This is a genomic window from Bradyrhizobium septentrionale (assembly GCF_011516645.4).
GTDB classification, from domain to species: Bacteria; Pseudomonadota; Alphaproteobacteria; order Rhizobiales; family Xanthobacteraceae; genus Bradyrhizobium; species Bradyrhizobium septentrionale.
In genome coordinates, this window is record NZ_CP088284.1 from 370,234 (window position 1) to 395,673 (window position 25,440).

At 58.2% G+C, this 25,440-nt stretch carries 23 protein-coding genes and 1 pseudogene; 10 read left to right on the plus strand and 14 right to left on the minus strand.

What is annotated here, in order from left to right:
- Nucleotides 1-26: 26 nt before the first annotated feature.
- From HAP48_RS01615 to HAP48_RS01665, 11 genes are all read right to left on the minus strand, one after another.
- Entirely contained in the window at nt 27-716 is a 690-nt protein-coding gene (locus HAP48_RS01615) for a helix-turn-helix domain-containing protein (RefSeq protein WP_166217663.1), read from the minus strand.
- A 221-nt stretch (nt 717-937) separates the two neighbouring features.
- Entirely contained in the window at nt 938-1,432 is a 495-nt protein-coding gene (locus HAP48_RS01620; RefSeq protein WP_224497182.1) for a response regulator, read from the minus strand.
- Between the two features lie 5 nt (nt 1,433-1,437).
- Nucleotides 1,438-2,055: a response regulator gene (locus HAP48_RS01625; RefSeq protein WP_166217666.1), complete on the minus strand. Its 618-nt coding sequence runs from the start codon at nt 2,053-2,055 to the stop codon at nt 1,438-1,440.
- A complete protein-coding gene (locus tag HAP48_RS01630) occupies nt 2,048-3,856 on the minus strand; it encodes a CHASE3 domain-containing protein (protein WP_224497181.1) in 1,809 nt (602 codons plus the stop codon). The genes HAP48_RS01625 and HAP48_RS01630 overlap by 8 nt, the downstream gene beginning before the upstream one ends.
- Before the next feature lie 345 nt (nt 3,857-4,201).
- On the minus strand, nt 4,202-4,549 hold the full coding sequence (locus HAP48_RS01635) for a chaperone modulator CbpM (RefSeq protein WP_166217669.1): 348 nt from the start codon (nt 4,547-4,549) through the stop codon (nt 4,202-4,204).
- On the minus strand, nt 4,546-5,463 hold the full coding sequence (locus HAP48_RS01640) for a DnaJ C-terminal domain-containing protein (RefSeq protein WP_166217673.1): 918 nt from the start codon (nt 5,461-5,463) through the stop codon (nt 4,546-4,548). The genes HAP48_RS01635 and HAP48_RS01640 overlap by 4 nt, the downstream gene beginning before the upstream one ends.
- Complete coding sequence (locus HAP48_RS01645; RefSeq protein WP_166217677.1) at nt 5,460-6,566, minus strand: SbmA/BacA-like family transporter; 1,107 nt, start codon at nt 6,564-6,566, stop codon at nt 5,460-5,462. The genes HAP48_RS01640 and HAP48_RS01645 overlap by 4 nt, the downstream gene beginning before the upstream one ends.
- Nucleotides 6,567-6,638: 72 nt before the next feature.
- The gene (locus tag HAP48_RS01650; RefSeq protein ID WP_224497180.1) at nt 6,639-7,865 is read right to left on the minus strand and encodes an APC family permease; all 1,227 of its coding nucleotides are present in this window, start codon (nt 7,863-7,865) and stop codon (nt 6,639-6,641) included.
- Nucleotides 7,866-8,254: 389 nt separating this feature from the next.
- Nucleotides 8,255-9,436 carry an acetate/propionate family kinase gene (locus HAP48_RS01655; protein WP_166217683.1) on the minus strand — a complete coding sequence of 394 codons (1,182 nt, stop codon included), beginning with the start codon at nt 9,434-9,436 and terminating at the stop codon, nt 8,255-8,257.
- A 34-nt stretch (nt 9,437-9,470) separates the two neighbouring features.
- Nucleotides 9,471-11,888 carry a phosphoketolase family protein gene (locus tag HAP48_RS01660; protein ID WP_175612452.1) on the minus strand — a complete coding sequence of 806 codons (2,418 nt, stop codon included), beginning with the start codon at nt 11,886-11,888 and terminating at the stop codon, nt 9,471-9,473.
- A 261-nt stretch (nt 11,889-12,149) separates the two neighbouring features.
- Nucleotides 12,150-12,488, minus strand: coding sequence for a c-type cytochrome (locus tag HAP48_RS01665; RefSeq protein WP_420869794.1), 339 nt, complete (start codon nt 12,486-12,488; stop codon nt 12,150-12,152).
- 128 nt (nt 12,489-12,616) lie between these two features.
- Between HAP48_RS01665 and HAP48_RS01670 the strand changes: the two are divergent.
- The 3 genes and pseudogenes from HAP48_RS01670 (at nt 12,617) to HAP48_RS01680 (ending at nt 16,134) form a co-directional block, all read left to right on the plus strand.
- Nucleotides 12,617-13,350 (plus strand): annotated as a pseudogene (locus HAP48_RS01670) (CBS domain-containing protein).
- A 431-nt stretch (nt 13,351-13,781) separates the two neighbouring features.
- The gene (locus HAP48_RS01675) at nt 13,782-14,600 is read left to right on the plus strand and encodes a universal stress protein (RefSeq protein WP_166217686.1); all 819 of its coding nucleotides are present in this window, start codon (nt 13,782-13,784) and stop codon (nt 14,598-14,600) included.
- 22 nt (nt 14,601-14,622) lie between these two features.
- Nucleotides 14,623-16,134 (plus strand): folate/biopterin family MFS transporter, encoded by a 1,512-nt coding sequence (locus tag HAP48_RS01680; RefSeq protein ID WP_166217689.1) that lies wholly within the window; start codon nt 14,623-14,625, stop codon nt 16,132-16,134.
- A gap of 320 nt (nt 16,135-16,454) precedes the next feature.
- Here HAP48_RS01680 and HAP48_RS01685 read toward each other — a convergent pair whose 3' ends face one another.
- The gene (locus HAP48_RS01685; RefSeq protein WP_166217692.1) at nt 16,455-16,970 is read right to left on the minus strand and encodes a Spy/CpxP family protein refolding chaperone; all 516 of its coding nucleotides are present in this window, start codon (nt 16,968-16,970) and stop codon (nt 16,455-16,457) included.
- Nucleotides 16,971-17,179: 209 nt separating this feature from the next.
- On the opposite strand from HAP48_RS01685, the gene HAP48_RS01690 reads away from it, so the two are divergent.
- Nucleotides 17,180-17,548, plus strand: coding sequence for a carboxymuconolactone decarboxylase family protein (locus HAP48_RS01690; RefSeq protein WP_166217695.1), 369 nt, complete (start codon nt 17,180-17,182; stop codon nt 17,546-17,548).
- A 237-nt stretch (nt 17,549-17,785) separates the two neighbouring features.
- On the plus strand, nt 17,786-18,994 hold the full coding sequence (locus HAP48_RS01695) for an OpgC domain-containing protein (RefSeq protein WP_166217698.1): 1,209 nt from the start codon (nt 17,786-17,788) through the stop codon (nt 18,992-18,994).
- Between the two features lie 162 nt (nt 18,995-19,156).
- On the opposite strand, the gene HAP48_RS01700 is transcribed toward HAP48_RS01695, so the two are convergent.
- Nucleotides 19,157-19,375 carry a DUF6894 family protein gene (locus HAP48_RS01700; protein ID WP_166217701.1) on the minus strand — a complete coding sequence of 73 codons (219 nt, stop codon included), beginning with the start codon at nt 19,373-19,375 and terminating at the stop codon, nt 19,157-19,159.
- Between the two features lie 766 nt (nt 19,376-20,141).
- Nucleotides 20,142-20,864, minus strand: a complete 723-nt coding sequence (locus HAP48_RS01705; RefSeq protein WP_166217704.1) for a CBS domain-containing protein — start codon at nt 20,862-20,864, stop codon at nt 20,142-20,144.
- Between the two features lie 141 nt (nt 20,865-21,005).
- On the opposite strand from HAP48_RS01705, the gene HAP48_RS01710 reads away from it, so the two are divergent.
- The 5 genes from HAP48_RS01710 (at nt 21,006) to HAP48_RS01730 (ending at nt 25,435) form a co-directional block, all read left to right on the plus strand.
- A complete protein-coding gene (locus HAP48_RS01710) occupies nt 21,006-21,989 on the plus strand; it encodes a zinc-dependent alcohol dehydrogenase family protein (protein WP_166217707.1) in 984 nt (327 codons plus the stop codon).
- A complete protein-coding gene (locus HAP48_RS01715) occupies nt 21,986-23,572 on the plus strand; it encodes a bifunctional aminoglycoside phosphotransferase/ATP-binding protein (RefSeq protein ID WP_166217710.1) in 1,587 nt (528 codons plus the stop codon). Before HAP48_RS01710 ends, HAP48_RS01715 begins: the two co-directional genes overlap by 4 nt.
- Before the next feature lie 131 nt (nt 23,573-23,703).
- Entirely contained in the window at nt 23,704-24,546 is an 843-nt protein-coding gene (locus tag HAP48_RS01720) for a universal stress protein (protein ID WP_166217713.1), read from the plus strand.
- A 46-nt stretch (nt 24,547-24,592) separates the two neighbouring features.
- On the plus strand, nt 24,593-24,979 hold the full coding sequence (locus HAP48_RS01725; protein ID WP_166217716.1) for a hypothetical protein: 387 nt from the start codon (nt 24,593-24,595) through the stop codon (nt 24,977-24,979).
- Between the two features lie 84 nt (nt 24,980-25,063).
- Nucleotides 25,064-25,435: a hypothetical protein gene (locus HAP48_RS01730; protein ID WP_224497179.1), complete on the plus strand. Its 372-nt coding sequence runs from the start codon at nt 25,064-25,066 to the stop codon at nt 25,433-25,435.
- The last annotated feature ends 5 nt before the right edge of the window (nt 25,436-25,440 follow it).

Consider the following 25,440-nt stretch of genomic DNA (forward strand, 5'->3'; position numbering starts at 1 on the left):
GGCCTGCGGTCAGAGGAAAAAAATCGTCAGGCGTCCAAGTTCCGCAGGTGCTGTCGGTTGCGGAGCACGATCTGGCGAGCGCCGGAAAAGCCAACTACGCCGTCGGCGTGGAGTTGAGAAAGGGCTCGCGAGACCGTTTCGAGCGTGAGGCCCAAATAGTCTCCAATGTCCCTGCGGCACATTGGCAGCGCCACCATACCGGTCGCGGCCAGACGGCGGTCCATCTCAAGCAGGAAGCTTGCTACGCGCTCCATAGCGTTCTTTCGACCAAGAAGCAGCATATGATCTTCAGCGTGCCGGAGTTCGCCGGCGGTCATGGTCCAGAGGCTCCGGGCAACCTGAACGGCGACGCCAGCGGCCTGTTCAAGACTGCGACGCTTGACCAGGCGAACTGTGGTATCGACGACCGCTTCGGCGGTCAGTCGATGGACCAGTCCGGACTCCAACCCGAAGACGTCGCCGGGAAGGTAGAACGCCCCTATCTGACGCCGTCCGTCGGATAGCAACTTGTAACTCCGGACCGAGCCGGAAATGACCTGGTAGACATAATCTGACGGCTCATCCTCCCCGTAGATTTCCTCGTCCTTCCTGTAGGAGAATTCCGTGGCGACAAGCCCTGCATGACCGGTAATCGCATGGAATTGGTCCGCAGCGGGATGGCTTGCGGGGCCGACCTTGGGACTTGTGAGGGGAGTGCTGATCGATTGAGTGAGCATGTGCCATCTCCTGTGCAGGCTGATGGCGCATTGCTAACCGAGATTTTTTCGTCTCGAAATTTCGCGTCTTATCTTAGGGAAGGTCCCTTACGTAGTTCACCGGAGGTCTTCCATCGCTGAAGAGCCCGTCTCAGCATCTCAATTCGGCAAAAAACTGCATGTTTCGGTCGATTTCGAACCATGTCCCCTCTGAGAGGCTTTGAGGCAACCGGCCGAGCCAGCTATGACGATGTTGCCTCGCCGCCAAAGGCGGACCGGACCGCGTTCAATAAAGGGGCGCCTAGCATGGGCTTGTCGACCATGATTACGCCAAGAGCCGCTGCCCGGTTGCGCAAATTGTCGTCAGAACCGGTGATGAGAACGGCCGGCAGAGCGCTGTCCCGCTCGCGCAGTCTCGCTACCAGCTCAAGTCCATTCATTTCGGGCATATAGTAGTCGACTACCAGACAGCTGCGCGGCGGGATGCTTTCTTCGATTAGAAGTTCCTCGGCGCTGGAAAAGTCGCGCACCTCGAACCCCTCCAGCTCCAGTGCAAACTTGATAGATTTCCGCACCGCCGCATCGTCGTCAACAACGAGCACGTGCATGGCGGCAGATAAGGGTTGGCGCAGAGTCATTGCCTTTATGAGCTTTCGGGCGCGATTCGGCGTGGCCGCGGAATCAATTTTGATGCCATAACGGCCGGCAGCCGCCTTGAGGCAGGTCAAGTTCGGCATCGGATCTAATCTTCGGCGGGCGGTTGGGTCACCGACAACTGCGCCATGCGAACCAGATCGGATAGGCTCGATGCTTGCAATTTGGTCATGAGATTTGCGCGATGAATTTCAAGCGCCCGTGGGGACAGGCGAAGGTCCTGCGCGAGGGAGGCCGCAGATAGCCCATTGGTTAACCCGTCGAAAACTCGACGCTCCTCGACGGAAAGCAGCGCCAACAATTGTCCGACCCTGACCCTTTTTGCGTCGATTGTTCCCGTGGGTTCTTTGATGGCGGCAGTGAGTGCATTCAACAGGTCGTCTGCTTCGTAAGGCTTTTCGATAAACTCAGTGGCCCCCGCCCTCAATGCCTCGACGGCGAGGGTGACGTCACCCTGGCCAGTAACCACGATCACTGGCCAGTCAAATCCAAGAGCCCTGATCTCGCGAAGAAGATCAATGCCACTCATCTCCGGCATGCTGAGATCGGTGATCACGCAGCCCCTGGCCGCGCCGTGAATGACGTCCAAGAAAGCTCGCGCGGAGTGATAGTCCTGGACAACGAAATTCGAGGTGGTCAACAGGAATACCAAGCCGTCTCTGGCAGCGTCATCGTCGTCAATTACGTGGATGGTGGAATCAGACATGGTCGGCTTCCTGGGTCGCCCGGACCGTAAAGCGGAAGATCGTTCCGCCGGCCGGATTGGCTTCCGCCCTTATCTGTCCGCCATGCGATTCGATGATGGTGCGGCACAGTGACAAACCTATCCCCATGCCCTGCGGCTTTGTGGTCGCGAAAGGCTGGAATAATCGCGGCGCAATTTCCGGAGTGATCCCGGCTCCGGAATCGGCAACGGAAACCATCACCATTCCATCTCCGGTCGACTTCGCAGAAATAGTTAGTTCGCGCCGCGGTTCACTTCGCATGGCTTCGATGGCATTGCGTAGCAAATTGAGGAGAACTTGCTGTATCTGAATTTGGTCGACCAGCACAAGGTCGGCGGCAGGATCAAGCTGAAGGCTTATCTGGACAGATCGATCTTTGGCGGCGACCAGTGCCAGCGCGGTTGCATCCTCAATCATTTTTTTAAGGCTTGCGACATTCTTTTCGGTCTCGCCACGGGCAACGAATTCACGCAGACGTTTTATGACCTGCCCAGCGCGCAAGGATTGTTCTGCAGCCTTTTCCAAGGCCACCATCAGGGTCTTTGCGTTCTTTTCCGGGCCGCTTTCGAGCAAGCGTCGTGCACCTTGCAAATAATTGGTCATCGCCGCCAGCGGTTGGTTGAGTTCGTGTGCAAGGGCGGCAGCCATTTCTCCCATCGAGCCTAACCTCGATACGTGCAACAGTTCCGATTGCATTTCATGCAAAAGACGCTCGCCCTCCTGGCGCTGAGTCAGGTCGCGAACAAACCCGATGAATTGTCGCTTTCCTTCCAACAAGACCTCTCCGACCGTAAGCTCCATCGGAAAGGTTGTCTTATCCTTGCGTTGACCCACAACGACGCGTCCGGTCCCGATAATGCGGCGCTCGCCTGTGGTCAGATATCTAGTCAGATAGCCGTCGTGCTCCAGTCGGTAGGGAAGGGGCATGAGAAGGCGGACGTTATGCCCAGCTACCTCAAGTGCTGTCCGCCCGAACAGTCTTTCTGCCGCAGCGCTAAACGATTGTATCGCCCCTCGTTCGTCGATGACGACCATGGCGTCGGGAACGGTGGCAAGGACTGCCTGAAGGTGCGCTTCGCGGCTTCTCAATTCCTCCTGGCTGACCGAGAGCTCCTGATTAGCGTCGCGAAGATGATCTAAAGCCCGTTGGCGTTGCAGAAAATGAATTCCAATTGCTGCGCTCAGCAATGCAAAAGTGCCCAAGACGGCCGCTATCACGGTAGTCAGAACCGTGACTTGGTCGAGGCCTTGCTGCCGTTCACCGAGCAGGGTCAGTTCGGCTTGCCTCAATTGTCCGAGTTGAGATTCGATGAGAGGCGTGAGCTGCTTTGAGCGGGCGCTCTTCAATATCGCCAGAGCTTCGTCCACGTGAGATGGTCCAAGTTCGATAACTTGCGCCAATTCTGCCAGACGGGCGTCGATACTGGTGCGCAATTCGTCAAAGCGCCGGATCTGGGTCGGGTTGTCAGAGACCAGTTGTCGAAGTGCATCGAGTCCCGTGAGCAAAGAAACCCGCGAGCGTTTGTAGCTGTCGAGATAGCTGATTTCTGCCGTCAACAGATAGCCGCGCTCGCTTGATTCAGCTTCAAGCAGGGCTCGTTCGCTGCTCGAAATGTTGCGCAAAACCTCGTTCGTATGCTCAACCCAGCCGAAGCTCTCTCTAAGACGCGTCAGATTGAAAGCCAAGGCAACAGCCGCGACGACAAACAGAGCTATGGCGGTAGCAACCAGCGCCGAAACTTGTCGCGACGGCGTCGTCTTCCATGTCGCGAGCCAGCGCATTTGTTGATCTCTGGTGGTGGGGCTGAGCGCGCAGCAATTCATATGTAACCGCACTTCCAAGCTGTCCCGGTTTTGAGCAGCTGCATACCGGAAGAAGGGCGGTGGCATCATAGGTATCACATACTTCCTGCCATCTGAGGCTGGAATGCAACAGAGAACTTGCGGCGTATCGGCTTTGTCCGTTTAAAATCCCGTTGAAATTGAACAGGCTATGGGGGTTACGAGGGCAAGCGTCTTCGATACCAAGACGTGAAGGGCATTCGGTTATGAGTTCTACCCCCGGCCGGCTCGCACACTGGCCGAGACCGCTAAAATGCCGCGTCGTATGTCATTCACGACCGCAGCTTAAGGTCGATCCCCTCCTGGAGACCCTTCACCTGGCGCCATAGCCGCGATGATCGCTGCCTGAATGGTCTTGTCCTGTACCGTCACGGCCCGGGTAAGCGACAGCAAACGCTGGCGGGTATCGTAGAGCTGATCAACCAGCGACAGCACGACCGGGAGCGTGCCGCTATCAATCTCGAGTTCGTATGTCAGGGTGCAGATGAGGCGGATTCGGGCGCACTCCCTGTCCGAGAATAAGAGCGATCCTGCGTCCTGCTGCGGCGAGACCAGTTCTTCGCCGATCCAGCGTTCAAGATCGCTGCGTTGCAGCGTGGATATCGTCGCCAGGAGGTCATCGATTGCCATCATGTCTCCATCTCCTTGCGCGGATCCTGCTGGTTTTTCGGCTGCCACTCCTGCAGAAACTCGACCAGTTCGGGTTCTTCGGCTGCGGGCAGCACCACCTTCAGGGTGATCAGTTGATGGCCGCGCTGGCCAGTTTTGCGATTGCGGATGCCTTTTTCTCTCAGCCGCAGCGTGGTGCCGGTATTCGATCCCTTTGGGACCGTCACCGTTACTGGTTGGCCTGTTGTCGGCACCTCGATCCGGCCGCCCAGCACGGCCTCCTTCACGGTCACTGGTATTTCGACATGGATGTTGTCGTCCCTACGGCGAAAGAACGGGTGCGGCTGTACATGCAGTTCGACATAGGCGTCGCCCGGCGGCCCGCCGCCATAACCCGGCATTCCCTGTTCTTTCAGACGCAGCATTTGCCGGTCCTCGGCTCCTTCGGGCACGGTCACCTGCAAGGTCTTGCCTTCTGGCAAGGTAATGGTTCGGGTGGCGCCGTTGGCAGCGTCCAGGAAAGCGACCGGGAGCACATAACTTACATCCTGGCCGCGCGCCCGGAACGTACCCTGTGAGCGTTGATCTCGGCCGGCAAACGCCTTTGCCAAGAATTCTTCCAGATCCTCGTTGCTCTCAAATCCATCCTGCGCGGCATGCGAGGTGTAGGCGGGACCATCGGCGAAGTCGCGGTAGAACCGCTCCTGCGGCCGTTCTGCGCCACTGGCGTCGATCTCGCCCGCGTCAAATTTCCGCCGCTTCTCCTTGTCCTTGAGCAGGTCGTTGGCAGCCGAGATGGCCTTGAACTTCGCTTCCGCCTCCTTGTCGCCCGGATGGAGGTCAGGATGGAATTTGCGTGCCAGTTTCTTGAAAGCGTCCTTGATCTCCTTCTCGGTCGCGGAACGGGTAACGCCGAGCGTCTCGTACGGGTCTTTCATTGTTCTGATACCTTTAAGCTGACCCGTGCCCTATCAACCTGATCCAGCGCGAGCAGCAGCGACGCGACGCGGTTGGCGGAGGAAGCCCATTCCGCCAGGCGTGCATAATTGTCGGTGAACCAATTGAACGCACCCTGCACTATAACGAAGGCGGCTGCAGCTTGAACCACTTCCCCCAAAGTCATCGCACCTGCGAGATATTTTGGCGTACAAAGCAGCAAGCCGATGACGGGCGTGATGAGCAGGCTGGTGTGCGTGATCAGTGTCAACCGCATCAGCTGCCAACAATAGATCCGCCATACGGCTATTACCGCCTTCAAAGCACCGCCGACAACTTGGCGGCCGTCCTTTTTGCCATCTTCAAGTGCGGTGCCTTCGCCGCTTTCGCGCAGGTGAGTCCCGATCGATCTCAGTTCGGCTTCGCTTCGTTTGTTCTCTTCCAATACGCGGACCAGGTGGCGGGCGATCAGCAAAGTGCCGGCAGAAAGCAGGATGGAATAGACGACGACCGAAATGACCAGGTAACCGGGAATGGTCACCATGAGGCCGCTGAAGCCTATGACCAGGCTATCTCCGACGGACCAGAGAACGCTGATAAACGTGATCGCCGTGAAGAAGGAAGAGAACAGTCCGATCGTGAGGTCAATGGGAAGGTCCGTCGCAATCCTTGCATCCTCGGCGATTCGAAACTCGGGAGTCTGATGCTCCCCAGGCATGAATCTCAACCGGGTATAGTGGTCATTCTCCAGCCAATAGTTGTAGAGATGGTTGCTCAACCACTCGCGCCACGTGCGCTGCATTGTCATCCTGGTCCAGACTGAAAGGATGGCGAGGAAAATGCTGGCAGCTGCCAAGGGTACAAATCGCAGCGCCTGCGTCCAGAGATCTGCTGCGTCATTGCGAGCGATCGCATTGAAAAAGTCGCGATTCCAGAAATTCAGCCCGTACAGCGGCCATAGCTGCAGCAACACGGTAGCGATCAGGAGCACGACCAGCAGCCAAGCGCGCCACGCGGAACGCCCGCGCCAGAAGCCGGAAGCGCTTTGCCAGAAGCGTTTGAGCAGCTGCCCTTCGTCTGGAGAAATGTAGGTTTCATCTTGCATTCTGGCTGGTCTTGGCAGCGACGAAGCCTGCTGACTGGATGGTATGATCCCTCTGGCGCCCATTTGGCCTACCTACTTCAAAAAGGCGATTGCCATCATGGCAATACAGGTGGCAAATCCGGCCGCGGGAACGAAAACCGGCACGGTGACATGCGGCGTTTCGGATTGCACTCCATGATAGCGAAGCCGGAGCAACGAAAGATTCACGAGCGAAAAGACCCCAAGTGTTGCCAAAGAGGTGCCTTCTGCGAGCGAAGCCAGCGGCACGAACAGCGAAAGGGGGACGACCATCACTAGAATGAGCAGCGTTGCGACCAAGGGAGTTCCGGTCCGCGGGTTCACCCGCGCGAGGACGGCTGGCAACTGACGCTCGCGGGCGACGCCGTAAATAACCCGGGACGCCATTGTCATCTGCGCAAGGATCGTGTTCAGCGTTGCGACAATGGCGATAGCACTTATTGTCGCCGGGCTGACACCAGCGACTTCGCGAAAGACCAGACTCAGCGGTGCTGGCGAGGAAGATAGGCGTTCAATCGACACGGCACTCACCGCGACCGCTGCTACAATGACATACAGAAGGGTTGAAATGAGCAAGGTCAATATCATGGCGCGCGGAATGTCGCGGTGCGGCACCTTTGCTTCCTCGACAACGTTGGCAAGATCCTCGAAGCCGATGAAAGCAAAAAATGCGAGCAAACTCCCGAAGGCGATTCCCGATAGCTCGGCCGCATTCAGCGGCGGCATGTGTGCGGTTGTTGCGACAATGGGTAGGTCCGCATAAACGGCGGCGACGACAACGATAACAAGTCCACCGACCTCGATCAGCGTAAAGATACTCGCCAGGATGACGGACTCCAGAATCCCCCAGCATGCCACGCCTCCAATAATCGCCAGGACCGCGGTCACGATTAAGGATTGCGGAAGATTGACAAATTGCTGGATATAGCCGGCGGATCCCAGCGTTACCGCGGCCGAAGAAATCACTCCGATCGCTACGGTCAGCAGGCCGACGGCCGTGGAGAATGTAGGCGACCGGAAGGCTGCCCTGACGTAGGCCGCTTCGCCGGCGCTGACCGGGTAGCGCGTCGACAACTCCGCGTAGGAGGCGACGGTCAGGCCCATCACCACCGCAGCAAGCAAGAATGACCATGGAGCATAAATGCCCGCATGGCCGGCAACTGCGCCGATCAGCACATAGATGCCGGCTCCGACCGTGATTCCGGTCCCGTACAATACAAGAAGGGGTAAGCCAAGACGGCGGCGCAATGGCACGAAGCCTTCAATCGCTCGCTCGCTCATCATTCAAAACCTTTGAGTTGCTCGTGAAGCTGACCCCGAGCATCCATTAAGTTCAACGCTCAGGGAGGCATGCTTGAAATTGCAACAGTCGCGAGCTTTCCCTAACGCTTGCTTCCAATAGTTCAATGCGAGGGAGTGACTATGCGATAGATCAATCACATTGCATTGCATCATGGCGCCCGTGCTTGAATTCGCGTCCGCATTCCAGATTGAGGCAGATCAACTCTATGTTGGCGCACGGCCTTAAAATGCTGGTCAAAGAGAAAGGGCCATGGCATTTTGTGCCGCTGGTCAATTATCGGACGCCGACTACGGTGCGGGAGATCCGAGCCTGGCTTCGCGGCGGACGGCCGCGCCAAGAACAAAGCTGGGCCAACGGCAGGCGTATTTTAGCCCTGCGCTCGCAATATTCCCGAGCAATGGCGGGCGATCACGGTCTCCTCGCTTGTGGGAATAACACGCACGTCGACCCTGCTGTTCTCGGTGTTGATGCATTCGCTCCCCTGATCATTTGCCGGGTGATCGATTCGCACTCCCAGCCATTGCAGCCGTTCGCATACTTGCTGTCTTATCTCTGCGGAATGCTCGCCGATGCCACCGGTAAAAATCAGGCATTCCAGCCCTCCCAGCGTATTTGCCATCGCGCTAACTTCTCTGGCGACGCGAAACGTGAATAGCTCGATCGCCTCGATAGCACGCGGATCGGCGCTGGCGAGCAAGACACGCATGTCGGCGGAAAGGCCGGAGACGCCGAGTAATCCGGATTCTTGGTAAAGCATGTGCTGAAGGTCATCGACGGACATGCCCCGCTGCTGAAGGTATAGCAGCACGCCGGGGTCGATGGCGCCGCCGCGCGTACCCATCATCAATCCGTCGAGTGGGGTAAAGCCCATGGTGGTATCGACGCTTCGGCCGTTGCGCATCGCACAAAGGCTGGCTCCGTTGCCGAGATGCGCCGCCACGGTGCGTTTGCCGGCCAGGTTGGGTGAGATCTCGGCCAGACGGCTGGCGATAAACTCAAAGGAAAGTCCGTGAAAACCGTAGCGCCGGATGCCCATCTCTTCGAACCGTCGCGGGATAGCAAAGCGGCTGACCGGCGGCGCGAGGCCATGATGGAAGGCAGTGTCGAAGCAAGCAATTTGCGTGAGACCGGGCCGCAGCGACCTGATTGCCCGTATCGGCGACAGGCAGCGCGGCTGGTGCAAGGGTGCAAGCGGCGTTAGGGCGGCCAGCTTCTCAATGGTTTTGTCCGTTATTTCGGCCGGACCAGTGAAATCGCGTCCGCCGTGAACGACGCGATGCCCGATGGCGGCTAACGTGCCGCCATCCAGATAATCATTGTTCCAATCCAGGATATCGGCGAGCAGGGCATCGCCGTTATTGTCGGCTGGTGCGCGTCGCTTCTCGAACAAATGATTGCCGGCGCCGTCGATCGCGGTGAAGCCTGGCTTGGCATGGTGTTCGTCGAGCAGGCCTTTGCAGAGCAAGCGCGGCTCAATCTCCGAAATATCGAACAATCCGAACTTGATGCTGGAGGAGCCAGCATTAAGGACCAGGACGGCGTCGGACATTATCTATTTCCTTACATCGCAGCCGAGGCAGTTTTTAATCCCCGGCTGGGGCGGACGTTTGCTTAGGATTGTTTGGCCAAGCCCAGTTACGAATTTGCGGCATGTCTTCGCCGTGTTCGCGGACATAATGCGAATGTTCGATCAATGCATCGCGAAACTGTTGCTTGATATGGGCCGCCGCGATGCCGAGGCCGGGAACGCGTTCGATGACCTCGATCGCCAGATGAAACCGGTCAAGCTCGTTCAGCACCAGCATATCGAAGGGTGTCGTTGTGGTGCCTTCTTCCTTAAAGCCGCGGACGTGCATTCCGACGTGGTTGGCGCGGTTATAAGTCATGCGATGGATCAGGTAGGGATAGCCGTGGTAGGCAAAAAGCACCGGACGGTCGCGGGTGAAGATGCCGTCAAAATCACGCTCGCTGAGGCCGTGCGGATGCTGCTCCTTCGGCTGCAACGTCATGAGATCGACCACGTTGACGACGCGGATTTTAAGCTCGGGGAGGGATTTTCGAAGCAGGTCCACCGCCGCCAGGGTTTCGATCGTCGGAACGTCGCCGGCACAGGCCATCACGACATCCGGCTCGGAGCCTTCGGTTTCGCTACCAGCCCATCTCCAGATCCCGATGCCGGCGTCGCAATGTGTCGCCGCCTCTTGCATGGTCAGCCATTGCGGTGAGGACGCTTTGCCGGCAACAATCACGTTGATCCGGTCATAGGTTCGCAAACAATGATCGGTGATCCAGAGCAACGTATTGGCGTCAGGCGGAAAGTAAATGCGCACGATGTCGGCCTTCTTGTTGGCGACGAGATCGACGAAGCCTGGGTCCTGGTGGCTGAAGCCATTGTGATCCTGCTGCCAGACGTGCGATGTCAGGAGATAATTGAGCGAGGCGATCGGACGTCGCCAGGGCAGGCCGCGCGAAACCTTCAACCACTTGGCGTGCTGGTTGAACATGGAATCCACGATGTGGATGAAGGCCTCGTAGCAGGAAAAGAGGCCGTGTCGGCCGGTGAGCAGATAACCCTCCAGCCAGCCCTGGCAGAGATGCTCGCTCAACACCTCCATTACCCGGCCATCCTGAGCCAGGTGAACATCGTAAAGTTCGGTGCGCTCCATCCAGACCCGTTCGGTCACCTCGAACACCGCATCGAGGCGGTTTGAGGCGGTTTCATCCGGTCCCATGATCCGAAAGTTCCGCGCCTCGGCGTTCAAGCGGAAGACGTCGCGGAGGTATCGTCCCATCGTGCGCGTCGCCTCGGCCTTGACGCCCCCGGGCTGGCGCACATCAACGGCATATTCGCCAGGGTTCGGGAGCTTAAGTTCGCGTTTCAGCAATCCACCGTTGGTATGCGGATTGGCGCCCATTCGCCGCTCGCCCGTTGGCGCGAGAGCCTGCAATTCCGGGAGCAAGCGGCCAGCGCCGTCGAACAGCGTCTCGGGCTGGTAGCTGCGCATCCACTGCTCAAGCAGTTCAAGATGCTTGGGATTTCCGCGGGGGTTGGCGATCGGAACCTGGTGCGCGCGCCAAAAGCCCTCAACTTTCAGGCCATCGACTTCCTTGGGGCCGGTCCAGCCCTTGGGACTACGGAGCACGATCATCGGCCATTTCGGGCGGTCGCTCGTCTTGTGTCCATCGCGCGCAGTGCGCCGGATCGCACGAATGCTCTCGATTGCCCGCTTCAAGACGTCCGCCATCTGCCGATGCATCAGCTTGGGTTCGTCACCTTCAACGAACAGGGGTTCGTGACCATAGCCGGTAAAGAGCTGGCGGATCTCGTCGTCATCCATCCGGCCGAGCACGGTCGGGTTGGCGATCTTGTAGCCGTTAAGATGAAGGATTGGGAGGACCGCGCCGTCACGGACGGGGCTCAGGAACTTGTTGGAATGCCATGAGGCCGCCAGTGGTCCGGTCTCGGCCTCGCCGTCGCCTATTACGCAGGCCACGATCAGGTCAGGGTTGTCGAAGGCCGCGCCATAGGCGTGTACCAGCGCGTAACCGAGCTCGCCGCCCTCGTGGATGGACCCCGGCGTTTCCGGAGCTGCGTGACTGGGAATGCCGCCGGGGAAGGAAAACTGCCGGAACAGACGTCGCAGACCATCGGCGTTCCGACTGATATCGGGATAGATCTCGCTGTAGGACCCTTCCAGATAGGTATTAGCGACGACGCCGGGGCCGCCATGGCCGGGCCCGCAAACGTAAATGACATTGAGATCCAGGGCCCGGATGGCTCGATTGAGATGGGCGTAAACAAAGTTTAGCCCGGGCGTGGTGCCCCAATGTCCGAGCAGACGTGGTTTGATGTGCTCCGGCCGCAGCGGTACCTGCAGCAGCGGATTATCCAGCAGATAGATCTGACCGACCGACAGATAGTTGGCGGCGCGCCAATAGCGGTCCACCAGGTTCAGGTCGTCGGTATCCGCCAGCTCATCGTTCGCTCTTGTCGTTGCCATCCTGATTTCTCCGGGCCGGGCCTGCATATCAATCAGATCGAAGGCCGATCGATCCGTCCGGTCCAGGCGAAAGATCCGCACCGATGCCGGTGCTGAGCTGGACGTGGTTGTTGTGCGCCATCTAGAACTCGCGTCGCGCGTTCCGTTTACAAGTCTTTCGTGAGGTAATGGAGTCACGTTGCGGCATTCATGTCCTCAGGAATTCCGCGGCTTTTAGGTCCTCGGGCGATCCCACAGGCCAGGTCCATCGCTACGACCTGACTATTCAAGGGATTTAAGGAAGCTGATGAAATCCCCAACTTGATTGGGCTCCAACCGAAACTCCGGCATACGCGGATGACCCGTCGACATCCCTTCGGCGAGCGCGTCTTCAAGTGTTTCTACTGGATATTGCTTGTGAAGAGTCCGAAATGGTGGCGCCGCGGCGCGTGGGCTTCGGCCAGTCCTTTCGATCGAATGACAGTACGAGCACTTCGTTACCGCAATGACCTTGCCGCGACGAACGCTCTGTTCGTCTGCAGATGCAGAGACCATCGCGATGCCTGAAATGACAGGCATCAGCAAAGAGATTGCCGCGACCTTGTATACGCGCATGCGCATGTGAATATCTCTCTCCGACCCGTTGGCCCAGTTGCCATCATCCCATCTGGGATTGCGTGGCGCTTGACCTGCATCAATCGAGACACGCTGATCCTGAATAGTCTGCTTCCGAAAACAGGAGGCCAGAAATGCGCGCACATCATGTCATGACCCGCAACGTAATCACGGTCGACGCCGACGCGTCGATCCGGGCTGCCGCAAACCTCATGCTGAAGCAGCACATCAGCGGACTTCCCGTGGTTGATGGCGTCGGTCGGTTAATCGGCATCGTATCGGAAGGGGAGACTTTGTCCGGCGCAGCGAGATCGGGACGCAGCGTCCGCATATCGGATGGCTCGACTTCCTGATGAGTGGTGACAAGGGCGCTCTGGATTTTGTGCGTGAGCACGGCCGCAAGGTCGGCGAGATCATGACCCGAGATGAAATCCACTCTGCAACGGAAGATATGCTGCTTGAGGAACTCGTTCGATTGATGGAACGTCACGATATCAAGCGCCTACCGGTGATGCGTGGAGATATGCTGGTCGGCATCGTGACACGGGCGGATTTGCTTCGCGCCGTCGCAAGTCTCGCGCGGGATGTTCCGGATCCGACCGCGGACGATGACCACATTCGCAACCGCGTGATTGCATCGATCGAGAAGCTCGACTGGCAGCCCATGCAACTCGGTGTCATCGTACGGGATGGAATTGTTCATCTAAGCGGTATGATTACGGATGAGCGTTTTCGGCAAGCCGCGATCGTGGCGGCCGAAAACGTTGCTGGCGTCAAGCTGGTTCACGACCACCTCTATTTCTTCGACGCGATGTCCGGACTTTCGTTCAGGTCACCGGAGGACGAGGGGTGGGCGCAGGCCGGATAGCAGAACCAGTCACGGCCTCTCTTTGTTGATTTCGCAGCGCTTGTCGGAATACCGGTTCGTTTCCGCTGCCCACCAACCGATGTGGTTGCACTACAAACCGGTTAGGGTCGATTAGCGCCAGTTCGCACCGTCTCAAGTGCGCGGGCACGAAACGTCCGCGCGAGTCAGGCGAAAGCGCTCGCCGAATTGCGTTAACGCATTTCAGCTCGCCGTCACGGTACGCATCGTCTTGCTTAGACAAGTAAAGGCTTGAGCAGCTATCCGCTCGATCAAATCAAGAAATGTCTGACGAAATGGGTATGCCCGTTCAATAATCGGGAGGATGCCGACGCCCATCCCGTCTTACACATTCAGAGTTTGATTTGGCTCAACGGCACCTGCGACCGGACGTGGATGTAATTGGCCCGTGATCGCCAATGGAGGAATGAGCCATGTCATATGCAACAGTTCTGGTCTACGTCAACGCCGACCATGTTTCGAAGCAGCTGACGGGCGTCGCAGCAGGCGTCGCAGACAAATGCTCGGCGGTCCTGGTCGGCTTGTCGGCGCTTGCTGTCATGCCGCCGTTCGCCGCCGAAGGTGTCGTCATCGTCGACAATGCAAGCGAATTCGATATCGCCAAGATGAACGCCAGACTTGCAGAAGCTGGAAAGAAGTTTCGGGTTGCTGCAGGGGCCGCCCGCGAGATCGAATGGCGATCGGCCATCGAGTTTCCCACTCAAACGCTGATCAACGAGGCACGATGTGCCGATTTGATCGTGGTTCAGAAGGGTAAATCGAACGACATCTACCGGACACTGGATGCCGGTGCGGCTCTTTTGGGAGCAGGGCGTCCGGTCCTCGTTGTGCCAGCGGCTGCAAAATCGCTTGCTGCCGAACACGTGGTGATTGGCTGGAAGAATACGCGGGAAGCAAGGCGCGCCGTGCAGGACGCACTGCCCTTCCTCCACGAGGCGAAGCGCGTGACCGTCATGGAGGTCTGCGAAAATGATGGCATGGACGTCGCGCGCCGTGGAGTGAATGACGTCGCCCGCTATCTGGCACGGCACCGGATAAGGGCCGAAGCGCGAGCCGAAGTGCAGTCAAAAGGGTCGGGCGCGGATCAGATCATCGCATTCGCCGAGGACGAAGGTTCCGATCTGCTGGTGACCGGGGCTTATGGTCACAGTCGGTTCAACGAATGGGTCTTTGGTGGCATGACCCGCGATCTCCTGACGTCGAGCCCGATCTGCTGCCTGATGTCGCACTGAGGCGACAGATGAAACTAGTCTCATGAGCCAGTCCACGGACGGAGCGCCGACGCCAACCACATTGCCGGAAACGATCATCAGGGCGGTCACCGCATGGTCGCCCGGCCTCATGCGACCCATTCTAGGCTTTCGTCGTCAGTATCTGCCGTTGCTGATGGTCTATTTTGCCTATGGCGCCCTGGGTATCATCGACGTAAGCCGCGACATGTGGGTAAAGGAGAGCTTGGCTCTTACCGCAGCGGAGCTCGCCGGAATAGGCGTCTGGCTCAGCCTGCCGTGGACGGTGAAGATGATGTTCGGCCAACTGGTCGACAGCGTTCCGATCGTCGGCTCGCAGCGGCGGTCCTACATCTTGATCGGAGCCGTTTTCAGTGCTGCTGGGATGCTCACGCTGGCTGGCGCGGCCGGCGGATGGCTTCCCTTCAGTCGAGCCGACAACCTGTACGTTCTCGGCGCGATGCTGATCGTGGTTGGGGCCGTAATCCAGGACGTCGTAGCGGATGCGATGTCGACCGAGGTCGTATCCCGCGTGGACCCGGCCGGTAATGCTCGCCCAGAGGACGAGGTTCGAGCAGAGCTAGGTATGGTTCAAGTCCTCGGCCGTCTCGCGCTCGGCATCGGAATACTTGCGGTGGCAGGATTATCCGGATGGCTCGCTCAAATCTTCGGCCGTGAAACAGTATTTCTTCTCGGGCTCTTCATCCCCGCCATCTCGGCTTTAGGAGTGCTGTTGATTCAGTCGGAAACCAGCGAGCGGCGGCCGATCGACTGGCGCATTCTCGGCGGCGGCGTCGGCTTCGGGCTTATCGTTCTGGCCGTGGCTTTGGGCGGGCTGCCATTTGCACAAGAAGTGGTTTTCTTATTGTCGATGCTGGCAATTTGCACGATGTTATTCTTTGTTACCCGAGAACTTGAGGCGAAGACCCGGCGCGCCATCCTGTTCGCAAGCATCACTATCTTTGCATTTCGCGCCACACCATCCGTCGGCGACGGGTATTTCTGGTGGACGCTCGACGTACTCAAATTCGACGAGACCTTTTATGGTAGCCTTCGTCAAACTGCGGCTATCATTGCCATCGCCGCGATGTGGACCTTCAGCAAACAACTGACGGAGTATTCCGTGACGAGGGTGCTGTTCTGGCTTGCTGTTGCCGGAGCAGTTCTGTCCTTGCCCAATATCGGTTTATTCTTCGGCATCCACCACTGGACCGAGAAATTCGGGTTTGGCGCGCGCGCAATCGCCGTGATTGACGCAGCGGCGGCCTCTCCCTTTGCACAGCTCAGCATGATCCCTCTGCTCACCTTGATTGCGTTCTATGCGCCGGAGGGTCGCCGTGCGACGTGGTTCGCCCTAATGGCCTCGCTGATGAACCTGGCGCTCGTGGCAGGCCAACTTCAGACCAAATATCTCAACCATATTTTCGTCATCCAACGTGGCGAGTATTCGGAGCTTGGCCCGCTGTTGATCACGGCGGCAGTACTTGGTTTCATCCTCCCAATTGGCGCGATTCTCTTGTTTGGTCGGCGCGCGTGATCGGAGCCGGCATTGCATGCACAAGGGGCGGTGGCGGGGCAGCTGCGACGACTCCTGGCCAGGGTGACGGTCCGAGGTGTGTTCAATCCGTTAGCGATGTCCGCCAATTCGGCGGTATTCTCTGGTCGGCCATCGACTACGTGACTATTTGTGAGCCGAGATCCAGATCGCCTCATGCAATGCCGTAGACATGTGCGTCAACCAGGCCGATCGAGACCGCCCTTTCGATCGAGGTTGCCCACCGGCTGGTCGACCGGTACAAAGAACAGCAATGTCCTCATGGCCGATCAAGACCGGGCACTCCTTGCACCCGGACCGTGCTACCAGAGTTCTCGCCAGAAGCGCATCCGACCAAGAGGAGCATCGAGACGCGCCTTTTGCTCGTCGTTGAGCGTGGCGTAAAAAGCCTCGAGCGCGGGTCGGATGGTTTTCACCGCTTGCAGCATTGCATCTAGTCGCTTTTCCATTGCGGCCATCCGTCCGGGTGCTGTCGTCGCAGCTTCGTTCGGACAGGCAGCGCGCATGGTCTCGGAAGCCTTGTTCGATGCCACCTTTAACTCGTCGAATTTTCCGCGCTGTGCTTCTGTTGGCTTGATGGACCGCTCAATCCGATCGATCCGCCAACCGACAAAGCCCGCTGCCGCAGGGCTGCACATGAGGTCGACCCGGCCGTACCTCATCATGCCTGGTCCCATTATAGCGCCGGGGCCCATGACGTCTTGACCCGAGCCCCATCCGCGCATCCCCATTCCAAAGGGCTGTGCGCGGGCAATTTCAGCAACCGAGAAGGACGCAAGCACGGACGCAAGCAGGATGAACCGGCGGATAGTGGGCATAGCATGGCTCCATCGGTCCTCGTCGCGTTCTCGCGGCGATGTCACCGTAGGATCAAAGCTCCCGAACCGATTTGACCCAGCGCAAAGGTCGCTCGCGCTGGCTGCGCATGGATCGCTCCATGTTGACGTTGGTCAAAGCGGTGCCTCCAGAAGAGTGCTGATGATATGCATCGGAGTTCGGTTTCCTCCACAGGAGAAGGCACCAGACCATGACGAAATATTTTCCCGAGATCACAAAGCGCATTTCCGATGACATCAAGAAGTTGCGCAAAGATATCCCGGATACTCTGACGGGCTTTTCGACACTCGCTAATGCCGCTTTGCGCGGCGGCGCCCTGGACAAGAAGACGAAAGAACTGATTGCGCTTGCCCTTGGAGTTGCTGCCCATTGCGACGGCTGTATCGGCTTCCATGTCGAAGCACTGGTGAAGCTGGGCGCGAGCCGTCAAGAGATCGAGGAGGCGCTGGGCATGGCGGTTTACATGGGCGGAGGGCCTGCGTTGATGTATGCAGCCGATGCGATCGGGGCCTTCGAACAATACGGTGAACTAGCTAACACCGAGGCCGTTGTGGATTGAGGCACCGACCGTGACCTGCTGCTCATTGGCATAGACGAACAGCCGAAGATGCAGTGGTCTGGCAGCGCCAGGTTAGCAGTTCCACCCTGCGGCGCTTAATCGTTCTTTTGACATGGCTCAATAAGACGTGCCGCCCAGCTCCTATTATTTTGGGTGGACGGCTGCGCAAAGGGAGAGATCTGCGGAACCCAATCGATACTTCAGAACTCGATGTCGTAGGCTGCGGAGCGAATGAGAATGAAAATGCAGTTTCCAGCACCAAAGCGGGATCTGCGTCTTGACTTGTTTCGGGGCTTCGCCAACTGGGCAATGTTTCTGGGTCATGTCTCCAGCAGCGTGCTCGCGTGGTTTTCGTTCCGTAACTATGGCTTCAGCGACGGTGCCGATCTGTTCGTGTTCATTTCCGGCTACACCTCGGCTCTCGTGTTTGGAAGGAAGATGGTTGAGGACGGCTTTGCCTTCGGAGCAAGCAGGCTTTTGAGACGTGTTGGGCAAATCTATACTGCCCACGTTCTGCTATTCGTGATCTATTTGGCTTCCGTCCATTTTTTCTCGAACCAGTTTAACGCTCCTGACCTCATTGATCGATTTAATGTGGGTCCGCTGCTTGCGTCACCGGTCGAAACGATCACGCAAGGGTTGCTGCTGAGGTACAAGCCGCTGAACCTGGACGTACTACCGCTCTACGTCGTCTTGATGAGTGCGTTTCCGCCGGTCCTCTGGCTGATGCTCAGATACCGGAACTGGGTCATGGCGGGATCGATATTGCTCTACTTCGCCGCCCGGCAGTTCGGTTGGAATCTTCCCTCCTTTCCATCGGGTGTGTGGTATTTTAACCCCTTCGCGTGGCAGCTGCTTTTCGTGCTTGGCGCGTGGTTGGCACTGGGCGGCGCCAACGCGTTGCATTTCCTGGTACGCTCCAAGGCCGTCCTGATCTTCGGGGTGGCGTACTTGATCTTTGCGACCGCGATGACGATGGCCGGGCAGATACCCGAGCTTCAGAAACTGTTTCCTCGCGTTCTTTTCGAAGCGTTTAATCCCAACGACAAGACCAACCTCGCGCCATATCGCGTCCTGCACTTGGCGGTCCTTATCATTTTGGGGGCAAGGTTCATACCGATCGATGCTGCGGGACTGCAGGCCGTTCTCTGGAAGCCCGTAATCAAATGCGGCCAGCAATCGCTCGAGGTGTTCGCCGTCGGTATCTACCTTTCGTTCCTCGCGTATTTTGTGCTGCAAACGACCTCCAGCGGCGTCATTGCCCAACTGCTGGTAGGAGCAGGCGGTATTTCGATCATGACGACGGTTGCTTACTATCGCTCATGGTCAAAGCGTGTTGAAAAGCATCCTCACGGCCATAGCAATCTGCTGGCAGTGCAAAAACCTCTCGCTCCCGCCGGCGAAGCAGTCCAATCAGGTGAAGAGATGACTGTCAGCGCCGCCTGAGTTGTACGGACAGTATGCCGATCCTCCCGGCGGGCCTCGCCAATTGATATCAGAAATGCCGGCAAGTTGGACTCGCGCAGGATCATTTCCGCGGGCGTGGCATTGACGTGCACGGAATTGCGGGCGCGTCGCGCCTGTCAAGGATGGGGGCTGGTTTACGTGTCACCGAAGGTCGGGATAGACCGGCTCTCGGTGAATTTCAGTGCCCGATTCGTTGAGCACCTCGATCCAGAGATTGCGGTCCTCGACCAGATGCTCATGGCTAAAACGATGCGCAATCAGTTTTGAGTGTTCGATCGCGAGCTGGTCCGTTGGAAATTCCAGTCCTACCCTGTCTCTGATCGGCACCCCATCCTTCATATCAAAATAGTAAGTTGGCATCGTCCACTCATAAATTGGAGTTCGGGGCTGCGGATGCTCTCAAGTCCTGTCCACCCTTGAGCATCCGCAAAACCGAACGTCCAGCGAAGTAAGCCCCGAATAGAGCAGCCGCGAACGTCCCTGACGTGGGCATTGTTAGGGCGTCAGACGTGAAGGATATTGTCCTGGATCAATATTCGGATTCCTCGCGGTAGTAGGTTTCAACTGCGATGCCCTTGGCCGTGGGGCTCCAGGAGAAATCTATGACCTTTCCCGAAAAAGCCGCCATCAACGAGCATGTAACGGGCGGGTCAAGGCTTGCAAGCAGCTCCGAAGCAAACCGGGTCTCCTGACGGAGAACGATCCGCATCCGACGAAGGTCGGTTTCAGAATGCCCTTGAAGATGATGAGGTCAGGGAAGCGTTGCAAGTTCTACGCGGTACAAAGCCGGCCGCCCGGAACAAAAGGCGCCCGCCGCTCTGATTGTGGTAGAGGCGGCGAGCGGTCAATTGGTGGGCATGGCGCTCATTGCTCAGGTCTTCGGAAGCTGAGGAATAGGAATAGTCAGCGCATTTCGCGTCCGGCCACGGCTATCCGACGCCGCGCTGTCCACGAGGCGGTGGCAGCTTCCAGAAGGCCATTGCCAAACAGAATGCTGCTATCAAAATGACGGCGATGAGGGTTTGCATAACGCCAAAGTTCAAGGCGTCTCGAGACACAAACAGCGCCGTAATCGGTGCAGCGATAAACAGGAGCACTCGCAATAGAATCATCATTGGAAGTCGTCTCAGCTCGCTGCTTTCATATCCTCGGGCGACTCCACGTAGAAGCCGGAGTAGGTGTCAACGTAACAAAGATGATCATGGACCTCTTTGACGCCGGCGATGTTTTTCGCCGCGACGATTGTCGCTTGGCGAACGTGATCGTCGAAGATGACCCCGTGGAGATGAACAATTCCGTTCCGGACGGTGGCCTGAAACCCGGCCGGGCGCCAATCCGTTGCCTGAATAGTTCTTGTGACGCGGTCGCGAATGTGATCGTCGTCTGCGGTCGGGTCCGGAATTTCGCGGGCCAGGCTGGCGACGGCCTGCAACAGATTTGAACGGGTCACGATCCCGACCATCACCTTACCGCTCAAAACCGGCAGGCGTTTGATTCCACGCTTCTCCATAAGCTCCACCAGCTCGCTCAGCGGTGTTTGCTCGGTCACCGTGACCGGGTCGCGTGTCATGATATCTTCCACCTTGCGGCCGCGCTCGTGGACGAAATCCGCGGCCAATTTTCCAGCGCTCGCAAAGAACTGGAGAAATGCAGGCCGTTTGCGTTCAGTGCCGATTTCGGTCCGTCGAAGGAAGTCGCTCTCGGAGACAATTCCTACAAGTGAACCTTCGTCATTCACAACCGGGACACCACTAAGATGGCAGCGCAGCATAATATTCGCCGCGTCCTCTATCGTCGTACGAGGCGTTACGGTGGTGACATACTTCGTCATGATTTGATGGGCGCGCATTTGTCGGTCTCCGGGACCCTCTGACTAAGCCATAGTGGCATGTGCAAGTTAGCGAGGGCAAAATCGCGCTCTTTGACAGGGATCAAACTTTGACCGTGTACCGCTGGATATCGTGCCTGCAGCAAGTTTAGGAGCGATGAGATGCACGCGATGGTTCTGACAGCGCCCGGTGCGCCGCTCCGGCTTCAGGAGAGAGATGATCCGGTTCCTGAAGCTGGCGCCGTACGCGTCAAGATAGACGCTTGCGGCGTTTGCAGGACCGATTTGCATGTCGTGGATGGAGAATTGCCTGACATTTGCTATCCCATCGTGCCGGGGCATGAGGTGATCGGCCGGGTGGAAGAACTCGGTCCCGGTGTAACGGCCCTAAGGGTCGGTGAGCGTGTTGGCGTACCCTGGCTCAGCCACACCTGTGGTGAATGTGCTTATTGCAGGAGCGGCCGCGAAAATTTATGTGATCACCCTCTATTTACCGGCTACACCCGCGACGGCGGCTTTGCCACCCATCTTGTCGCGGATGCTCGCTATTGCTTTCCACTCGGAGAGGCCGGTGACGACGTCGCTCTTGCGCCTTTGCTGTGTGCCGGCTTGATCGGCTGGCGTTCACTGGTGTTGGCAGGCGAGGGAAAGCATCTCGGCATCTATGGTTTCGGCGCAGCCGGGCATATCATTGCTCAGGTGGCCCGCTGGCAGGGTCGCGCGGTTTACGCGTTTACGCGCGCGGGCGATGTCGAAGCGCAACGCTTGGCAAATTCCCTCGGCGTGGACTGGGTCGGGGAATCAGGACAGAGGCCACCGATGCCGTTCGACGCCGCGATCATTTACGCTCCGGTCGGAGCGCTGGTGCCCCAGGCATTACGGGCGGTGCGCAAAGGCGGACGGGTGGTCTGCGCCGGCATTCACATGTCGGATATTCCTTCCTTTCCCTACAGCATACTCTGGGAAGAGCGGCAGTTGCTCTCCGTCGCCAACCTCACGCGCAATGATGGGATCGAGTTCTTCAAGATCGCTGCCCAGGCGGGCATCAAGACCCATACGACCGCATTTCCATTGCGGGAAGCCAATGAGGTTCTGTCGAAGCTGCGATCGGGGCAAATCACTGGCGCCGCCGTGCGACAGCCATGATCTCGCTCGAACCACCCGAAATTGCGACAGACCCCGAGAGCCAGCTCCAAAGTCATGTGCTGGAGTTTCTCGAGAATTCCGGCTTCGGTCCAGCAAAGGGTGGCAAGCGGATCGACACTCATGCCTCGGTGGTGTTTCTCGGCGGGGACCGTGCCCTGAAAATCAAGCGTGCGGTGCGGTTGCCTTTTCTCGATTATTCGACGCTCGCAAAGCGCAAGCAGGCCTGCGAAGAGGAGCTTAACGTCAATACAGGCAATGCCCCGGAGATCTACCGGCAGGTTGTGGCGATTACGCGCACCGACAATGGTGGCCTTGAAATCGGAGGAAGCGGTGTTCCGGTCGAATGGGCGGTCGAAATGGCGCGCTTTGACGAGGAGCAGGCGCTGGATCGCATTGCCGGGAGGCAACAGGTCGGACTATCCCTTGCAGTTGCTGTCGCAGATACGATCCTACAATCGCATGACAAGGCGTCGCGCGCCGATGGCGCAATATGGCTCGCCTCCATTCCCGGGATTATCGACCGCAACACCGCAAAATTCCGTAATGTAAACGGGCTTGACGCTGGCGCGATTGATCAGCTCGATGCTCGGAGCCACGATCATGTTGCGACGCTCCAGGCGCTGCTTGAGCGGCGCGCAGGGAAGGGGTTCGTGCGGCGCTGCCATGGCGACCTTCATCTGGCCAATATTGCGCTGATTAACGGCGCGCCGCGGCTGTTCGATGCCATCGAGTTCGATCCGGCCATTGCGACGACAGATATTCTTTACGATCTCGCGTTCACGCTGATGGATTTGATTCATTTCGATAATGATGCGGCTTCGAACGCGGTGTTCAACCGCTATCTCGCCGGCGCGTCGGACGACAATCTCGACGGCCTCGCCGTTCTGCCCTTGTTTCTCTCGATGCGTGCCGCAATCCGCGCACATGTGGTGTTTACCAAGAGCGAGCAAATGGTGGACGGGCAAGCCGCGTGGCATGAAGCCAAACGATATTTCGATTTGGCGCTACGCCTCGCCAATCCCAAGCAGCCACTGCTGACCGCAATCGGGGGCCTTTCGGGGACGGGGAAGTCGGTTCTTGCGTTCGGGCTTGCGGGCATGATCGAGCCGCCGCCGGGCGCGGTCATTGTCCGCTCGGATGTCATGCGCAAACATCTGTTCGGCGTGAGCGAAACGACGCATCTGCCGGAAACTGCCTATCAGGTCGAGACCTCCCGGCGCGTCTACGATCTACTTTCGAGAACCGCATCACGTATTCTCGCCCAGGGCTGTTCGGTTATTCTCGACGCGGCCTTCCTGCAGGAAGCACAGCGGGCCGGGCTTCCGGATTTGGCGTGCCGGCATCGCGCTCGCTTTGTCGGGCTGTTTCTGACGGCAGATTTGGCGACCCGGCTCTCGCGGATCGGGCGGCGCGAGCACGACGCGTCGGATGCGACACGGGACGTTGCCAAGCAGCAAGAAGCTAAGGCGATCGGTACGGTGAACTGGCATATGGTCGATGCTTCGGGAACCCCCGACGACACGCTGCGGCGAGGTCTCGCCTGTTTTTCCGCGCCAGACCAAGCCTCGGGCGAAGGTAGATGATGCTGCTGCTGCGGACGGGCGCCTGCTAGTCGTCCTGGCTTGATGTGCATCAACTTTGGTTGTGCCTCTGCCGGTTACTCTCAACAAATGGGACGCGGGCTTCGCGCGTTCGCAGACCTGGGAGAACGACAATGTTCAGGAATATTCTGGTCCATATTCCGTCAGAGCGACCGGTCAGGACGGTGGTCGACGTTGCCGTCGGGCTGACGGTCGGTCGCCGGGCACATCTGGACGCCGTCGCCATCGGTTACGAATCCACGGGTTCCATTGGAATGGTTGCCGAAGGTGGGGGCGCTGCCGTCGCCGCTGTGATGGGGTATGAACAGGATCGCGCGCTGGAGCGGGCAAACGCCGCGATTTCTGTGTTCGAAGTGGAAGCCAAGCTGGCCCAGATCGCGTACGGCACCCGCGCTCTTGCCGCCATTCCGGCCGACGCTGAGGAAACCATTGGCAGGCTTTCGCGGTTTTATGACTTGACCATTGTGTCGCAGCCGGATCCATCATTTCCCACCTACGACAACCTCATACCGCAAGGTGTTCTCTTCAATTCCGGCGGTCCGATGCTGATGGTCCCTTACATCCACAAGGGACCGCTCGACGCGCATCACGTCGGGATCGCCTGGGACGGAAGCAGGCTGGCCGCCCGTGCCGTACGCGATGCGCTGCCATTCCTGACGGCCGCGCAGGCAGTGATCGTGATTGCGGTGAATGAGGAGCGCGGTGACACGGGCGAAAGGTCCTCAGAGGAGCTCATCAACCACCTCGCACGGCGCGGCATCAAGGCGAGTGTCCAGCGGCTGATGGCGGACCGCGCCAACGTTCAGGGGACCATTATTTCAGCCGCCGCGGACAGTAATATCGGCCTGCTGGTGATGGGCGGATTTGGTCATTCGCGGCTGCAGGAGCGGATTCTGGGCGGCGTCACGCGTGAAATGTTCGAGTCTATGACAGTGCCGGTGTTGATGTCGCACTGATCGACTAAACGCCATTCGGATCCCCCGTTCAAACGAGAGAATAATCATGGCTGCTCACAATCACGCCGTCGTCTGGATCGATCACCGCGTCGCCAAAGTCTTTTATCTGGGGCTGGAAACCTCCGACGAACGGACGATCCGTGCCGATCTGGCAACCGAGCATCTGCATCACAAGGCCAATACCATCGGATCTGGCAAAGCCCTAGAGGATGCGACTTTTTTTCCGCGGATCGGGGAGGCACTGCAGAGCAGCGAAGCGATCCTGATCGTGGGACCTGGAAATGAGAAGACGTTGCTGCTGAAATATCTCGAGGAGCGGCGCCAGGCTGTCAAGGGAGGTGAGCTCCGAGCGGAGGCTTGCGATCACCCCACCGATCGCGAGATCATTGCGCTGGGTCGCCGCCATTTTCATCTGGGTGACCCTGCGCGTTGAGGCCATCCTCGCCCTGATTGATGTGCCTCAATGTCCGGTTTGGCATCAGACGATAGCGTTCCGATCGAAAAATAGGAGATTGTCATGCCAGAGCGTTCTGAAGCAGTTGCAGTGACGGCCGTTGAGCAAGCGGCGACCGACGCCCAAACCCGGGTAGCAAAGGCCAATGAGCGGGCTTCCAGCTTCGTGTTTGGCGCCCAGAAATTGATGTTCGAGGAATTCGTGTTCGCCGGCAATGAACTCGTCGAGCGGGCGCAAACCGAAATGCACCTATTTTCGGAGTTGGTCTCGAAGTTGGCCGGTGCGCATTCCGTCAAGGACATCAGGACGATGTGGGAAGAATGCAGCAAGCATCAGGTCGATTTCATTCGTCGCGACTGCGATCGAGTGTTCAAGCACGGCGAACGGGTGATCGAGGCCACCTCGAATCTGTTCAAGAGCCATCCGCTGAACTGACCGGT

Excerpts from the sequence above, each read along its gene's own strand:
- HAP48_RS01615 (WP_166217663.1), bottom strand. The coding sequence starts at position 716 with ATGCTCACTCAATCGATCAGCACTCCCCTCACAAGTCCCAAGGTCGGC.
- HAP48_RS01620 (WP_224497182.1), bottom strand. The coding sequence starts at position 1,432 with ATGCCGAACTTGACCTGCCTCAAGGCGGCTGCCGGCCGTTATGGCATC.
- HAP48_RS01625 (WP_166217666.1), bottom strand. The coding sequence starts at position 2,055 with ATGTCTGATTCCACCATCCACGTAATTGACGACGATGACGCTGCCAGA.
- HAP48_RS01630 (WP_224497181.1), bottom strand. The coding sequence starts at position 3,856 with ATGCGCTGGCTCGCGACATGGAAGACGACGCCGTCGCGACAAGTTTCG.
- HAP48_RS01635 (WP_166217669.1), bottom strand. The coding sequence starts at position 4,549 with ATGATGGCAATCGATGACCTCCTGGCGACGATATCCACGCTGCAACGC.
- HAP48_RS01640 (WP_166217673.1), bottom strand. The coding sequence starts at position 5,463 with ATGAAAGACCCGTACGAGACGCTCGGCGTTACCCGTTCCGCGACCGAG.
- HAP48_RS01645 (WP_166217677.1), bottom strand. The coding sequence starts at position 6,566 with ATGCAAGATGAAACCTACATTTCTCCAGACGAAGGGCAGCTGCTCAAA.
- HAP48_RS01650 (WP_224497180.1), bottom strand. The coding sequence starts at position 7,865 with ATGAGCGAGCGAGCGATTGAAGGCTTCGTGCCATTGCGCCGCCGTCTT.
- HAP48_RS01655 (WP_166217683.1), bottom strand. The coding sequence starts at position 9,436 with ATGTCCGACGCCGTCCTGGTCCTTAATGCTGGCTCCTCCAGCATCAAG.
- HAP48_RS01660 (WP_175612452.1), bottom strand. The coding sequence starts at position 11,888 with ATGGCAACGACAAGAGCGAACGATGAGCTGGCGGATACCGACGACCTG.
- HAP48_RS01665 (WP_420869794.1), bottom strand. The coding sequence starts at position 12,488 with ATGCGCATGCGCGTATACAAGGTCGCGGCAATCTCTTTGCTGATGCCT.
- HAP48_RS01675 (WP_166217686.1), top strand. The coding sequence starts at position 13,782 with ATGTCATATGCAACAGTTCTGGTCTACGTCAACGCCGACCATGTTTCG.
- HAP48_RS01680 (WP_166217689.1), top strand. The coding sequence starts at position 14,623 with ATGAGCCAGTCCACGGACGGAGCGCCGACGCCAACCACATTGCCGGAA.
- HAP48_RS01685 (WP_166217692.1), bottom strand. The coding sequence starts at position 16,970 with ATGCCCACTATCCGCCGGTTCATCCTGCTTGCGTCCGTGCTTGCGTCC.
- HAP48_RS01690 (WP_166217695.1), top strand. The coding sequence starts at position 17,180 with ATGACGAAATATTTTCCCGAGATCACAAAGCGCATTTCCGATGACATC.
- HAP48_RS01695 (WP_166217698.1), top strand. The coding sequence starts at position 17,786 with ATGAAAATGCAGTTTCCAGCACCAAAGCGGGATCTGCGTCTTGACTTG.
- HAP48_RS01700 (WP_166217701.1), bottom strand. The coding sequence starts at position 19,375 with ATGCCAACTTACTATTTTGATATGAAGGATGGGGTGCCGATCAGAGAC.
- HAP48_RS01705 (WP_166217704.1), bottom strand. The coding sequence starts at position 20,864 with ATGCGCGCCCATCAAATCATGACGAAGTATGTCACCACCGTAACGCCT.
- HAP48_RS01710 (WP_166217707.1), top strand. The coding sequence starts at position 21,006 with ATGCACGCGATGGTTCTGACAGCGCCCGGTGCGCCGCTCCGGCTTCAG.
- HAP48_RS01715 (WP_166217710.1), top strand. The coding sequence starts at position 21,986 with ATGATCTCGCTCGAACCACCCGAAATTGCGACAGACCCCGAGAGCCAG.
- HAP48_RS01720 (WP_166217713.1), top strand. The coding sequence starts at position 23,704 with ATGTTCAGGAATATTCTGGTCCATATTCCGTCAGAGCGACCGGTCAGG.
- HAP48_RS01725 (WP_166217716.1), top strand. The coding sequence starts at position 24,593 with ATGGCTGCTCACAATCACGCCGTCGTCTGGATCGATCACCGCGTCGCC.
- HAP48_RS01730 (WP_224497179.1), top strand. The coding sequence starts at position 25,064 with ATGCCAGAGCGTTCTGAAGCAGTTGCAGTGACGGCCGTTGAGCAAGCG.